This window comes from Nocardioides sp., assembly GCF_035576065.1.
Taxonomy (GTDB): domain Bacteria; phylum Actinomycetota; class Actinomycetes; order Propionibacteriales; family Nocardioidaceae; genus Nocardioides.
Genome location: NZ_DATLWX010000046.1, coordinates 24,692 through 38,544, shown reverse-complemented (window position 1 = coordinate 38,544; position 13,853 = coordinate 24,692). Strand labels below are relative to the sequence as shown.

The window sequence follows — 13,853 nt, the reverse complement described above, 5'->3', positions numbered from 1 at the left end:
TCCGTCAAGGACCTCAACACCAAGATCCGGGCCTTCATCGATGGGTGGAACGACCGCTCCCACCCCTTCGTCTGGACCAAGACCGCCGAGGAGATCCTCAAGAAGGCCAACCGTCCAACAACTTCAAATCCTCGGCACTAGGGTCCTGCGTATGACGCTCGGACGGTTGCTGCTCGTACTTTCGATGATCATTGCGGGCGTGTTCGCGGTGGGGTCCGCCGCTCCAGCCATGGCCCATCAGAATGGCTGCCACGCGGCCCACAGTTGCCCTAGTGACACCGGCTCGTACATCTGCGGTGACACTGGGAACTACACGTACTGCCCCGGTCTAAGCGGGTCCGGGTCCGTAACTCCGTCTTCGGGGATCACCGTCGGGACGGCGCTCACGGGATACGTGACGTGGTCGGTAGCTGTCTCATCCACCTCGAAGACATACCAGTGGTACCGGGCAGGCACTGCAATTCCGGATGCCGTGGCCAGCACCTACACCGTGACGCTGGAGGACATCGGGCAAACACTCGTCTTGACGGGGACTGCCGTCGATGGGCGCGGCCAGGCCGCCAGCGCGTCGTCCGCTCCGGTCACGCCGGCTCATCCGCCTATGCCCGTCGGGACCGCGGGGTTCACTGCAACGACTGCAACAGTCGGCACTCTCATCACGGCCGCAGTCGTTTGGAGCCGGCCTGCAGCTGCCACATATCAGTGGTACCGCTCCGATGCTCCGATTCCTGGTGCCACTGGTTCCTCCTACACGGCAACGCTGGAAGATCTTGGGCGGCCGGTCAGGCTGGTTGCGACGGTTACCGAGTACGGCCGGACCGCAACCGCAAACACGCCTTCGCTGACGCCGACTGCAACGACGTCCCTCACACTCAAGACCCGTAGCGCTATCACAGCCGGTCGGAAGGCCGTTCTGCGAGGGACCCTGAGCACCGTGGCAGGTCCCGCTGAGCGATTGGTGAAGCTTCAGGCCTGGCAGCGAGTAGGCCGAAGGTGGGTCTTGCGCAGCACGGTGTCGACGGTGACGTCATCGACTGGCAGCTTCACCGCAAAGCAGCGAATTCAGACGAGCCGTACGGGATCCTGGCGCTTCAAGGCGACCTTCGCCGGAGCACTTGGAGTCGAGACTGCGCAATCGCCCTTCGCGTCCCTCGTCGCTCGCTAGTCCCCTTCGTTGTGGTCCAGCCGCCCAGCGCCGCGACGATGGCCGCCCGACGCCCGCTCGCGTGACTCGAGCTCAGCGCGCCCTGCGACTGCGCCTCTCCGCGGGTAGGACGCAGGTCTACAAGAACGTCCGCAGATGCTCACGCAGCGGCTCGTCGCACACGTACACGTACGTCCCGAGCATGCCCCGGGTGAGCAGCACGGCATAGATGTTGCGCACGAACTGCAGGATGTCGTCGTCGGAGTACGAGACGCCCAGCATGCGGTTGTTCGTGGTGCCGCGCGGGTCGTGATAGTTGGTGCGGTCGAAGTAGATGCGGGACGTGCTGGTGTCGTAGCGGAGGTCCTTGCCGATGATGACGCCTGCGTAGTTGAGGTCGTAGCCCTGGATCGTGTGGATGGAGCCGACCTCGTCGATCGAGGTGGGCGAGTTGACCCAGTCGATGTCGCGCGTGTTCCAGCGGAGCTGGAGCCCGTCGACGTGGATGTCCAGAGCTGCGGGATCGTGCTTGCCCTTCCAGGGCCATGCGAAGCCGGCGAGCAGACGGGAGAGTCCCACCTCGGATTCACGGGCGTGGATCGCCTCGCGCATGGGTGCCAGCTCGTCGAAGAGGCGCAGGTCGTAGCCCGGGAACTCCTGGCGATTCGTGGTCGAGCCGTCGAGGAGCCCGCGTACGTAACCGACGAAGTCGTCGCCCGCCTGCACCCGCATCTGGGACGTGAGCGGGTAGGCCCGTCCTTTCTGTTGGACCTCCTCCAGGAGTGCACGCGTCGTCGCGGCTGACAGGTCGGCAGGGCGGACCGCCTGCGCACTGTCGAGGAGATAGATCTGATGCTTGCTCTGGTGGTCGATCCAGTCCAGCTGGGTGATCGCCGGGTCGTCCTGGCCGAAGAGCTTCGCGTTGATGTCGGCGAACATCCTGTTCAGGGGTCCAGCCGCTTGCGCGGCCCGCTGGTTGAGGCGATGAGCTTCATCCACGATGAGCAGGTCGAACTGCTGGCTGGCACCACCCACCTCGAACGGGCCGAGCACCTGTTTCGGTGACAGCCCGGGCGTCTTGCGGAAGACGTTCTGGATGGATCGTCGCAATGACTGCTGCGGCACGACCATCGCGACGTTGAAGTCGACCAGAAGCTCGGGATAGCCCGGCACGAAGAACTCCGACAACAGAGAGTCGCTGTCGGGCGGATCGGTGAGATCGGCGTGCTTGATGTCCATCAGCAGCTTCATCAGGAAGATGCCGACGACGGTCTTGCCGGTGCCAGGGGCACCCTGGATCACGATCCGGCTCGATGCCCCCGACCCCAGATCCTGGAACAACCCGCTGAGGATGTCGTCGACTGCGATGGCCTGGTCCTGAGTCAGTGCCTTGAACGGCGACAGCTTGAAGAGGTCCGTGTTCTCGATCTCCCGGATCGGGCGACTGAAGGCACCTCGTTCGCGCAACTCCTCGAAGATCGCCGCGAACGTGCGCCGGTATCCATCGCGCCCGTAGTAGTCGGAGTCGGTGATCCCGTGGTTGCCGTTGAGCACGTCGAACTGACCGTCGCCGGCGAACAACTGGATCAGGAAGGACTCCAAGTCCAGGCACGCGGACTTGTTGAAGCTGTCGTCGATGACGACCCGCGCGCTCTTCAATCCCCCGCGCTGCGGCGACGCGAGGTGCTGGCGGAACCGGGCGGCCACGTTGAGCGATTCACCCACATAGATCTTGCCCGCGCCGTCGAGCGTGTAGACGACCGGCCAGTTCCTGAATCGAGGTTCCAGTGGGGTCCAGGCCGCGAGCTGGGCTGCGGTGAACCTGACCTCTTCAATCCGGAAGCCGGTCATACTTCTCGCTCCTGCCGCGCGCCTTGGCCACCGGGTACTTGGCTCGTGTGACCTCGAGCTTGTCGAGCACGACCTGGTCGAGGTCGACGCCGAGCCTTGACGCCATCAGGTGGCAGTACGTCGCCACGTCGGCGAGCTCTTCCTTGACTCGTTCGGGATCCGCCTCATCTGCCCACTGGAAGCACTCGAGGAGCTCGGCCGCCTCGATCACGATGCTCTTCGCCAAGTTCTCGGGGCTGTGGAACTGCGACCAGTCGCGCTCGTCGACGAAGGCACGCAGCTGCTCACGGACGGAAGGGGGCATGGCGTCACCTTAGGCAGGAACCGCATCACGTCGTCGCCGCTCGTCATTCGCGGCGACTCGCCACAGTCCCCGTCACCCCCCGCCCCCATCGTCGTTAAACGGTCATAGCCCCACACCCGTGCGCGACGCGGCCCCCGGAAGGAACCTCGACGATGGATTCCCTACCAACGCAACAGGTGGCACACCCGTGACCCCGGCAAGCACGCCCCTGCGCTTCCTCGTGGTCGACGACGACGAGGACATGCGTGAGGTCCTGGTCCGCGTGGTCGAACGGATGGGCCATGCCGTCGATCAGGCGAGTGACGGTGCCAAGGCCGTCGAAGCGCTGGCGCGACGGTCGTACGACGTCATGCTGCTGGACCTGTCCATGCCGCGCATGACCGGCGAGGACGTCCTGCGGTGGCTCCGCCGGCATCCGCAATCAGCTGCAGGCGTGAGGGTGATCGTCGTCAGCGCCTGGGCTGAGTCTCGGGTCAACGCGCTCACGGCACTCGGGGTGGACGCGGTGCTTCCCAAACCTCTGCTTGCTGAGCAGCTGCGGGAGCTCCTGGAAGGCAGGGCGCGCTCCGAATCGGCGTGAGCCACGGCCGACGGGCAGGAGACAAGGGCGCCACCAACTGGATCACGAGTGCACAATGCTGCGATGGACGTACGCGGTGAACGATCCCGAAGGAGGAGCGATGACTCCTGAGGAGATCGAGGTGCCTGCTGGACCGGTCTCAGACAAGTTGGCGGCAGCCCTTGGCTCCGGGTCGTTTCCGGAGGCCCTGCAGCTGGCCGTCGCCAACCAGGGGTTGACGTTGGATCGTTTGCAGGACCGATTGGCGAAGGCAGGCCATCCGGTCAGCACCACCATCTTGAGCTACTGGTCGCACGGCCGCAGCCAACCGGAGCGCGACGCATCCTTGGCGGCGTTGGCCGCTCTCGAACCCATCCTCGGGCTGAAGGTCGGCTCGCTCAGTCGCTTGCTCGGCAAGCCGCGGCCCCGCGGCCGCACCACCAACGCCGCGGTGCCGACCACGATTTTGTGGGCCGACGGCGATCCCCTCGACCGCGTGCTTGCCGAACTCGACTGCCCCTACGACGGGCGGCGCACGCTGAGTCTCCATGACCGCTATCGGGTCGATGAGTTCGGCGCAGAGGCATATTGCCGGATCTCCAGCGTCATCGAGGCCACGAGAGACGGTGTCGACCGCATCCTGGCGATCTATCACGACGACACGGCGTCGGGTCGGTTGCCGCACGTGACCCCGACGAGCGGAGCCCGTGTCGGTCGCTTGCGCCGAGACTCCGACGCGGGGTTCACGGTGACCGAGATGCACCTCGACGAGGTGCTGCAGCGTGGCCACCGCACCTGTGTCGAGTACGAGTTGCACTTCGAGCCCGGAGGTGAGCGAACACTCACGTGTGAGCGTCACTTCGCCCACCCGGTGCGCCAGTACGTGCTGGAGGTCGAGTTCGCCCCGCACCGGCTGCCCGCTCGTTGCTACCTCCGCCACGCACCCGTCGGCAGCATCGAGACCGTCGAGGAAGTGAGGATCACGGCTGCCCACGTCGTCAGACACATCTTCCTGGATTTGAAGCCCGGGCTCTATGGGATCGAATTCGAGTGGCCACGACAAGGGTGAATTGCAGTGCATAACAGTTAACTTCGCGACATTCACACATTTCTTGGAACATAAATTGTGAACAATGCGAAGAGCCCAGCATGATTGATTGCTGACTTCCGGAAAATACGCGGCTAACGTCGAATGAATCCCACCCCGTCCGGAGGTTCAAACGTGTTGAAATTTCTCTTTCCTGTCGTTGTCGGCGCGATCATCTCTGCAACAGGTCAACCGGCCGCATTCGCGGATGCTCCACGCCCGGCTGCCCCTTCCTCGCCTGACGGTCAATACCCGGTGGCCCAGACCAGGGCGATGCAGCACTACCTCGACATCACCGCCGGCCAAGCGATCGACCGCCTCGATGACGAGCTGTCCGCGTCCACGACGGCAGCCGCCGTACGGCGATCGCCCGGCCTTGCCGAGGCCGGCTACTGGTTCGACCCCGCCACCGGCACGCTCGCGGTCGCGGTGACCGACCAGGCCGACGCTGACCGAGTCCGCGCCCTGGGTGCCACCCCTCGACTGGTGTCCCACTCCGGCGCCGAGCTCGCCACCGCGACCTCCGCGATCACCGAGTTGGCCGCACGCTCTGATGTGCCGGGGCTGGCCACGTGGGGAGTGGACCCGCAGGCGAACCGCGTCATCATCAACGTCGATTCCACCAGGCGGACCGCCGCCACCAGGCAGTTCCTTGCGTCAGCGCAGAAGCTGGGCGACGTCGTCGAGGTCCGGTATCAGGACTCATCTCCTCGCCAGCAGGGCGGCACCGTCAATCCAGGTGATCCCTGGTGGCCCGGTAGCGAGTCCAACTGCTCGGTCGGCTTCCCGACCACTGACGCTGTCGGCGGCAAGCACTTCCTGACGGCTGGTCACTGCACCAACGACCGCGACCAACCGGCGTACGGCGCGTCCGGCTCGCAGGACCGGCTGGGCACCTCGAACGTGGGGGGTGCTCGGACGGTCAATGCCCCCGAGGGCGACTTCGGCGTCGTGGCCGTCAACCAGACCGGTTGGGACATGTCCGCAGCAGTGAACACGTGGGGGAGCCCGGCCGTGACCGTGACCGGCTCCGTCGAACCAGTGGTCGGGCAATCGGTGTGCCACTCCGGCAACACCTCGAAGTGGCAGTGCGGCACGGTGACGGCCATCAACCAGACCGTCGACTACGGCAGCGTCACCGTCGCGGGTCTGGCCACCACCACTGCCTGCTCCATGGGCGGAGACTCCGGTGGAGCATGGCTGGCCGGCACCAAGGCGGTCGGGCTCCACTCCGGCGGCGCATCGTCGTGCTCTCCCGGAGGTGCGAACGACCAGTCGATCTTCCAGCCGGTCAACGAAGTTCTCACCAAGTACAACCTCACCCTGCTCACCGGCAGCGACCAGCCCGGTGCTGTGACGGTGACCAACCCGGGCAACCAGAGCAGCCTGGTCAACCAGCCGGTCTCCCTGGCCAACCGGGCCACCGGCGGGACCGCGCCCTACGCCTGGTCGGTCACGGGCCTGCCTGCCGGGCTGTCGATCGACCGTGCGTCAGGAACCATCTCCGGCACGCCGACCACGGCCGGCACCTCGAGTGTCACCCTCACCGTCACCGACGCGAGCACCCCCGCGAAGTCGGCGTCCGCGTCGCTGACCTGGACCGTCAACCCCGCTGATACGGGAGGAAGGACGCTGAGCAGCACCACGGCGTACCCCATCCGCGACTACCAGTCGACCAGCAGCCCGATCCGGTCGACCCTGAGTGGTGCTGCCGCCACCAGGGTCACGGTGGTCGCCACCATCAGGCACACGTGCGTCGGTGATCTCGGCATCTCGCTCATCGACCCCCAGGGCCGGGCGTACGCCCTGAAGTACAGCGGCAGCGGCAGCTACCCGTGCGTGGCCTGGGACGGACCGCAGACCTTCACCGCTTCCAACGTCAGCTCGGTGGCGGCAGGCACATGGACCCTGCGCGTGACCGACTATGGACCTGGAGACATCGGAACACTGTCCGGATGGAAGCTCACCCTCTGACGCTTCGGAGACCATGGGGCGGTGCCACGGAGCTCCGTGGCACCGTCTCTCGTTGGTACGCCCGACGAGACTCAGCCAGCAGGGTCCGCGGCCGGCAGGCGCACCCTGAACGTCGTTCCCACGCCCAGCTCGGAGCTCACTTCCACGCGACCGTGGTGACGCGTGACGATGCGCTGCACGATGGCAAGACCGAGGCCGGTGCCGGGCCGGACGAGTGCATCCTGGTTGGTCGATCGGAAGAACTCACCGAACAGCCGCGTCCGGTCCGCCTCCGAGATGCCCAGCCCGTTGTCGACGCAGCTGAACACCACCTCGTCGTCGGTCCTCTGGACGTCGACGGCGACCGTGCCGTCGGTGTTGGTGTACTTGACGGCGTTGTTGACAAGGTTGTTCAGCGCGCGGTGCAGCTCGTTGGCGTCACCCAGCACGAGGACCGGCCCGGAGGCGGGTTTGCGTTCGAGGTTCACGCCCGAGCTGGCGGCCAGGACCTCCAACAGGTCGACGGTCTCTGCCAGGACGGCGTCGAGGTCGACGAGCACCTGCGGCGGCGGCTCGGTGCTCTTCTCGAGCCGGGCCAGGTCGAGCAGCTGCGTCGCCAGTGCCCGTAGGCGCTCAGCCCCTCGCTCCATCTTGACGATGGAGCGCATCCCGGCCTCCGGCATGTCGGCAAGTAGCGCCATCATCTCGAGGTGCCCCGTCACGGCGGCCAGGGGATTCATGAGCTCGTGCGAGATGGTCGCGATCATCTGGGCGCGGTAGGCGTCGAGGCGCTGCAGCTCGACGTTGAGTCGCTGCTCGCGCTCGAAGGCTTGGGACATCACGATGGCCCGACCGAGGTCGTGCCCCACGTCGAGTGCCGCCGCGCTCTCGCTGTCTGTCCAACGGTTGACTCGTCGCCCCACCAGCATGACACCGACCGCCTCCGGGCCGGCGCCCAGCGGGACCAGCACGAGCGCGTCCAGTCCTCGGTCAGAGAGGTAGCGCTCCAGTCCTTCTCGATGTTCGATGCCGAGCGCGTCATCGCCCCAGGTCCGGTGCGGTTCCACGATGACGACCCGCTGCGCCTCCCAGGCCCGCCTCCCTGCGAGCTGCAGGCCCACCAGCAAGGCAGGCGTCAGCCCCTTCCCCTCGGGAGGCGTGTGACTGACGGCGTTCTCCCCGTCGTCCGAGACATGGAGGACGATGTCCAGCTCGGCGGCCAGGAAACCCATCGAGAGCTGCGTGTGTGCCTCTGCCAGGAGCGCATCAAGACCTCGTGCGGTCGACGACGCGCGCAGCACTCGGCGGGCGGCATACGTCATGCGCGTCTGCTGGGTGAGGCGCTCCTGCTCGATCGTTGTCAGCACCGCGCGCAGAGGCAGCTCGAGCCGGTCCGACAAGGCCAGCAACTCCTCAGGAAGCGGGCGCCTGCCATCGAGCGGCTCGTCGAGGTACAGGATGCCGCGGATGTCTCCCGAGCTGTCGGTCAGCCGTGAGGCCAGCACGTCCGCAGCCTGCCACTGACCGGGGTCGCCGCGATCCGAGATGTCAGGCAACCATCCGAAATCACCCATCGAATCCCGGGCCGCGGCAGGCATCCACTCCTGTGCCACGAAGAGCAGGGACCCGTAGGCCGCGCCATAGAACAACGTGCTCCTCTCCTCCTCACGCGAGGGCGGGGTCACCTGACCGACCAGAGCTGCCGCTGCACGCTCGTCGCCCGCGATGGCGACGTACTCCCTCAGGCCGTCTCCTCGCACGGCCTCGATGGCACACACCTTGAACCCCGCCCGGGTCCGGATGTCGTCAGCGAGTCGGCGCAGCGCTTCGCGATCTGCGGGCGAGCCCCAGCTGCCGACCCGAGCGCCGGCACGAGCGCCGGCACGCAGCTCCAGCTCCTGCTCCTCGTCATCCCTGGTCATGGGCGCACTTCTGGGTTCGACACGCTGTCGCACCTCGCGTGCGGCAGCGACACGAGGATCGTGGTGCCGCGACCGATCTCGCTCTCCACGCTCACCTCGCCGTCGTGCGCCTCGATGATGGAGCGGACGATGGACAACCCCAGCCCGGTGCCCGGAGCCATGCGGGACTGCGCCGCGGAGGTGCGGAAGAAACGGGTGAACAGCTTCTCCAGGTCGGCGGCGCTCATCCCGATGCCGGTGTCGGCGACCTCCAGCTCCACGTGGTCCGCCACCTGCCGAAGGGTGACCGTGACGAAGCCCCCCTCGTCGGTGTACTTCACGCCGTTGGAGATGAGGTTGTCCATCACCTGACGCAGACGCTGGGCGTCGACCTCGGAGACCAGCGAGTCAGGGCAGTTCAGGTCGAGGTGGACGCCGGCGCGGTACGCCACGGGCCGGGCCGCGTCGACCGCATCCTGGACGAGCGCAGCCACGTCGCACCGTGCGGGGACCACGGTGGTGACGCCCACCTGGTCCTGGGCAACCTGGAGCAGGTCGGAGACAAGTCCGTCGAGACGGACCGCGTTGCGTTCGATGACCTTGATCTGGGCAGTCACGTCCCTGGGGAGGTCGATCCGGGACGACAGCATCTCGAGGTGTCCGAGCACCGAGGTGAGCGGGGTCCGCAGCTCGTGGGACACCGACGCGACGAACTCGTCCTTGACGCTGTCGACCGAGCTGCGCAGGCGCTCGGCGGACTCCTCCTGCTCGGCATGAGCCGTGATGCGATCGACCTTCGCCCGATGGAGCAGCAGGAGGGCGCCAAGACTGACCAGGGCCGCAATCGTCAGGAGCACCAGCTCACTCACGTCGTTCTTCGACCCGGGCGCGACCAGGGCATCGCGCGGGGCGTCGAGGACGAACGTCCACGGTGTGCCTTGAACGGGCTCCGCGGCGACCACCCGGTCTCCGACGACGAGCGGAGACCCCTCGAGGTTGGGCAGCATCGACTGCGCCAGGCCTGTCTCCCCGCCCGAGGACAGGATGACCTCGCCGTCCGAGTCGAGGAGCACGCCATGGGTGCCGGGGACCGGTTGGCGCGCCAGCACGGCCGCCAGCGGACCGGCTGCCAGGTCGAACGAGGCCGACAGCACCGAGATGCGCTCGGAAGTCATGATCGGCAGGGAGAAGGCAACGACTGGCTTGCCCTCCGCGGAAAGGAACATGTCGGAGACGTTCGGTCTCCGGGCGAGCGTCCGGTCCAGGTGCTCGTACTTCGAGGCCACCTCTGCCCCTTGCGTCTCGGAGTCGGATGGAACGACCGCCACCACCCGGCCCTCGCCGTCCAGCAGCATCGCCGACCCGAAGTTCAGCAGGTCCGCATTCGCGGCGAAGTCAGCCGGCTTCCAGTCCGGGCGCGACATCTCGCGCGCCAGTCGCCTCTCGGCCGTGAACACGTCGTCGACATACTCCGCCACTACGTTCGAGCCGTTCTCCGCCCGGCTCTGGAAGCCTTCGACGAGACCGTCCCGCTCCTGTGCCTGACCACGCGCCACCATCAGGCCGAGCGCCGACATCACGAGCAGCCACAGGCACAAGGGGCCCGCGACGCCACGCAGTCGGTTCATTCATCGAGAGTAGGTCGCGCGATGCCGACATGTTGCGAGACCAACAATCCGGAGCCGCGCTCACCGGGTCACGTCAGGACTCGCAGAGCACCGGCAGCAGCCTCCGCGCGCTCACCAGGTGACCTTGGCCAGCGAGCTCGACGAGCTCCGCGTGCGGGATGGCGCCCGCGAGCTGCCTGGCCACGACGTGGAGGCCGGGCGGGCTCTTCTGTCCCACGATCACCTGGGTGGGCACGGTGACCGACTGGGCCTTGGCGAGAGGCGGGAGGTCGCGGGTGAGGGCCAGGTCGTAGGCAATGGTGGGCGCGAGTGCCTTCATCGTCCGCCATCCCGGGACGAGCGGAAGGAGGGCGGTGAAGGCCCCGGGCATGCCGATGCCGCGCAGGAACGTCTTGAGCGCGGCGGTGTCGTCCCCGCCCGCCAGAAGCTCGCGGACCTGCTGAGCCAGCCGCTCGTAGTCAGCCTTCTCGGCAGCGTCGTGGACGTACGCGGCGTCGTACAACACGGTCTTCGCGATCTTGTGGGGCAGCCGAAGGCTCGCCTCGAGGGCGAGTACGGCGCCGGAGGAATGGCCGTACACACTGGCCGTGCCGCCGGCCGCGTCGATGACTGCCTCGATGTCGTCGACCTCGCGCTCGACGCTCCACGGCAGGCCGTCGTCGCTGTCGCCCCGCCCGCGGCGGTCATAGGTGTAGACCGTGAAGGCCTTCGCGAACGCCTTCGAGTCCTGCACGATCGGCCAGAACCTGCGGAAGCAGGTCGCACCCGTCACGTAGACCAGCGCCGGTCCGCTGCCGTGGACGTCGTAGGCGAGTCGCGTGCCGTCTCGGGACGTCGTCGTCCTCAGGTCCGTCATGATGGGTCCTCTCGGTGGGTGGCTGAGGTGATGTCGGACCTGGCCGAGGAATCTCGACATGCAGGTGATGTCGAGATCCGAGTGATGTCGAGATGCGGCGGGCGGCGCCGACGTATCCCTACCGGGTCCGAGAGGCGACCCACGTCGAGGAGGAACACCATGAAGTACGTGATCTTGATCCACTCCAACCCCCAGCCGTGGGGACACCCGACCGAGCAGTACGTCGCCGAGCACCAGGCGCTGCCGGAAGGGACCCGCAAGCAGCTGAATGATGAGTTCGAGCAGGCCTTCACCGAGCTGATGGAGCGCGGCGAGTTCGTCGGCGCGGAGGCCCTGGGCGACCCGGCTGCCTCGCGGCTCTTCCGGTGGCGTGAGGGGGAGAGGTTGGCGACGGACGGGGCGTACGCCGAGGGCAAGGAGCACCTCGCGGGGTTCTTCCTGATCGACGTCGACTCTCCCGAGCGGGCCGAGGAGGTCGCCCGCTGCTTCTCCGGGCCGGGAGAGACGGTCGAGCTGCGGCCGGTGATGTCCCAGAGCTCCGACGCCGAGTGACGGACACCCAGCTCGAGGAGGTATGGCGCAGGGAGGCGCCGTACGTCCTGGCAGTCCTGGTGCGCTCCTACGGCCACTTCGACGACTGCGAGGACGCCACCCAGGAAGCACTGCTGGCGGCGGCGACGCAGTGGCCGACGGACGGGGTGCCGAGCAGCCCGCGCGGGTGGCTGATCCGGGTGGCTCAGCGGCGCCTCGTCGACCAGGCTCGCAGCGAGGTGGCCCGCCGTCGGCGGGAGACGTCGTTCGCGGGGTCCGGAGCGAGTGCGGACGAGGGGACAGACGCTGACCTCGACGACAGCCTCTACGTGCTGCTTCTGTGCTGTCATCCGGCGCTCACGAAGGCCTCCCAGGTGGCGCTGGCGCTGCGAGCGGTCAGCGGCCTGACCACCGCCCAGATCGCTGCCGGTTTCCTGGTCCCGACCTCGACGATGGCCCAGCGGATCAGCCGTGCCAAGGCGACCATCGCCGGCGCCGGCGGCACCTTCCCCCCACCCGCCGCCGACCTCTGGGCGCGGCTCGCCAGCGTCAGGCACGCGGTCGCGCTGCTGCACACCGAAGGTCACCTCAGCTCGTCCGGTCCGTCGCTCACCGACCCCGGCTTCAGCGACGAGGCGATCCGCCTGGCCCGGCTCCTGGTCAACGCTGCGCCACACGACCCGGAGAACGCCGGTCTCCTCGCGCTGCTGCTCCTCACCCAGGCGCGGGCGCCGGCTCGCACCACCGGCGACGGCGACCTCGTCCCGCTCGAGCAGCAGGACCGCAGCCGCTGGGACGCCGACAGGATCGCCGAAGGGGTCCGCCTGCTGGAGACCGCCCTGCCGGTCGGTCCGGTCGGGGAGTTCCAGCTGCAGGGCGCCATCGCCGCCGTTCACGCCGAGGCGGCGACGTGGGCCGACACCGACTGGCCGCAGATCCTCGAGCTCTACCGCATGCTCGACTCCGTCGCTCCCAGCCCCGCCGTCACCATCGGTCTCGCGGTCGCGGAGGCGCGGGTCCACGGCCCCGTTGTCGGCCTGAGGCGGCTCGATGCTCTCGGCGACAGCGCCAACCACCGGGTCCACGCGACCCGCGGACACCTGCTGGCCGAGCTCGGGCAACGGGTCGAGGCCATCGAGGCGCTCCGGTCGGCCGCCCGGCGGACGCGGAGCATCCCGGAGCAGCGCTACCTCAATGACCTTGCTGGCCGACTCCGAGTCGAGTGATCGGCCACACCGTGGATGGAGCCACTTCATCACTCGACCCGGCGCGGCTTGGGTCGCGCCGACTCGACACGGACATCACAGAGCCGCCGCCGTGACTCCAGGTGGGTACGTTGGCCCAGACATTGGGTCCGCAAAGGAGAAACGTGAACATCCAGGGTGACCTCCAGTCCTTGCCAGAAGCGATGCGGGACAGGCTGGCAGCGTGGGGCGCTCCGCGCGCCTGGGACGTCTCGGCTACGACATACGGGCCCCGGGCCTTCGCGGTGGGGGAGGACGGTGTCCTCGTCGTGAACGCCGAGCCGGCAGCCGACCTGTTTGCACCGTGGGCGGACGTGATCGGGCTGTCGTTCCCGACGCAGGTCCAGGCCGAGCTGAAGGTGCGCAACCACGAGCCGGTCCTGATGACCCTGCAGCACCTGCGCCATCGCAACGACATGGTGGACGCGATCCCTCTGAGAGAGAGACTCCGGGTCGCGGACACAGGGGCTCCCGCAGCCGGACTCCCGCCGGCTCCGGACCGCCCCGAGGCGTCAGGTGACCCAGTCACGACGCTGTGGTGGCTCCTGATGCTCGGGATCGTTCTGCAAGTCTTCGGCGGCTTGGTCATCGGCGGCTCGTCTGCTGGCCCGTCGGGATTCGACGATGAAGGCAACACTGGCGGTTTGCTGTCCGGGTGGTTGCTGGGGGGAGCCGGGACCCTGGCCGCGCTCGTCGCCGTCGTGGGTTTCGGCACCATGCTGGGGATCCGGGCTGCCAGACAACAGAGATGACATTTGTCATCGACCAGGCGCGCAGGGTGCACACGGACCCATG

At 67.5% G+C, this 13,853-nt stretch carries 11 protein-coding genes and 1 pseudogene; 7 read left to right on the top strand and 5 right to left on the bottom strand.

Annotation, left to right across the window (positions count from 1 at the left end; translation table 11 throughout):
• Window positions 1-141, top strand: a pseudogene (locus VNJ48_RS21630) (IS630 family transposase); the annotation flags it as partial.
• A 1,141-nt stretch (window positions 142-1,282) separates the two neighbouring features.
• On the opposite strand, the gene VNJ48_RS21625 reads toward VNJ48_RS21630, so the two are convergent.
• A complete protein-coding gene (locus VNJ48_RS21625) occupies window positions 1,283-2,995 on the bottom strand; it encodes a DNA/RNA helicase domain-containing protein (RefSeq protein ID WP_325605867.1) in 1,713 nt (570 codons plus the stop codon).
• Window positions 2,976-3,299: a nucleotide pyrophosphohydrolase gene (locus tag VNJ48_RS21620; RefSeq protein ID WP_325605866.1), complete on the bottom strand. Its 324-nt coding sequence runs from the start codon at window positions 3,297-3,299 to the stop codon at window positions 2,976-2,978. The genes VNJ48_RS21625 and VNJ48_RS21620 overlap by 20 nt, the downstream gene beginning before the upstream one ends.
• A gap of 187 nt (window positions 3,300-3,486) precedes the next feature.
• On the opposite strand from VNJ48_RS21620, the gene VNJ48_RS21615 reads away from it, so the two are divergent.
• The 3 genes from VNJ48_RS21615 to VNJ48_RS21605 all read left to right on the top strand — a co-directional run bounded on the left by VNJ48_RS21615 (window position 3,487) and on the right by VNJ48_RS21605 (window position 6,919).
• Window positions 3,487-3,879, top strand: a complete 393-nt coding sequence (locus VNJ48_RS21615; RefSeq protein ID WP_325605865.1) for a response regulator — start codon at window positions 3,487-3,489, stop codon at window positions 3,877-3,879.
• Window positions 3,880-3,979: 100 nt separating this feature from the next.
• A complete protein-coding gene (locus tag VNJ48_RS21610; RefSeq protein WP_325605864.1) occupies window positions 3,980-4,927 on the top strand; it encodes a hypothetical protein in 948 nt (315 codons plus the stop codon).
• A gap of 273 nt (window positions 4,928-5,200) precedes the next feature.
• Window positions 5,201-6,919, top strand: a complete 1,719-nt coding sequence (locus tag VNJ48_RS21605; protein ID WP_325605863.1) for a putative Ig domain-containing protein — start codon at window positions 5,201-5,203, stop codon at window positions 6,917-6,919.
• Between the two features lie 71 nt (window positions 6,920-6,990).
• On the opposite strand, the gene VNJ48_RS21600 is transcribed toward VNJ48_RS21605, so the two are convergent.
• From VNJ48_RS21600 to VNJ48_RS21590, 3 genes are all read right to left on the bottom strand, one after another.
• Complete coding sequence (locus tag VNJ48_RS21600) at window positions 6,991-8,820, bottom strand: GAF domain-containing sensor histidine kinase (RefSeq protein WP_325605862.1); 1,830 nt, start codon at window positions 8,818-8,820, stop codon at window positions 6,991-6,993.
• The gene (locus VNJ48_RS21595; RefSeq protein ID WP_325605861.1) at window positions 8,817-10,427 is read right to left on the bottom strand and encodes a sensor histidine kinase; all 1,611 of its coding nucleotides are present in this window, start codon (window positions 10,425-10,427) and stop codon (window positions 8,817-8,819) included. The genes VNJ48_RS21600 and VNJ48_RS21595 overlap by 4 nt, the downstream gene beginning before the upstream one ends.
• A gap of 73 nt (window positions 10,428-10,500) precedes the next feature.
• A complete protein-coding gene (locus VNJ48_RS21590) occupies window positions 10,501-11,283 on the bottom strand; it encodes an alpha/beta hydrolase (RefSeq protein ID WP_325605860.1) in 783 nt (260 codons plus the stop codon).
• Window positions 11,284-11,442: 159 nt separating this feature from the next.
• On the opposite strand from VNJ48_RS21590, the gene VNJ48_RS21585 reads away from it, so the two are divergent.
• From VNJ48_RS21585 to VNJ48_RS21575, 3 genes are all read left to right on the top strand, one after another.
• Entirely contained in the window at window positions 11,443-11,835 is a 393-nt protein-coding gene (locus VNJ48_RS21585) for a YciI family protein (protein WP_325605859.1), read from the top strand.
• Window positions 11,832-13,040 carry an RNA polymerase sigma factor gene (locus VNJ48_RS21580; protein WP_325605858.1) on the top strand — a complete coding sequence of 403 codons (1,209 nt, stop codon included), beginning with the start codon at window positions 11,832-11,834 and terminating at the stop codon, window positions 13,038-13,040. Before VNJ48_RS21585 ends, VNJ48_RS21580 begins: the two co-directional genes overlap by 4 nt.
• Before the next feature lie 143 nt (window positions 13,041-13,183).
• Window positions 13,184-13,810, top strand: coding sequence for a hypothetical protein (locus VNJ48_RS21575; protein WP_325605857.1), 627 nt, complete (start codon window positions 13,184-13,186; stop codon window positions 13,808-13,810).
• Window positions 13,811-13,853 lie beyond the last annotated feature (43 nt).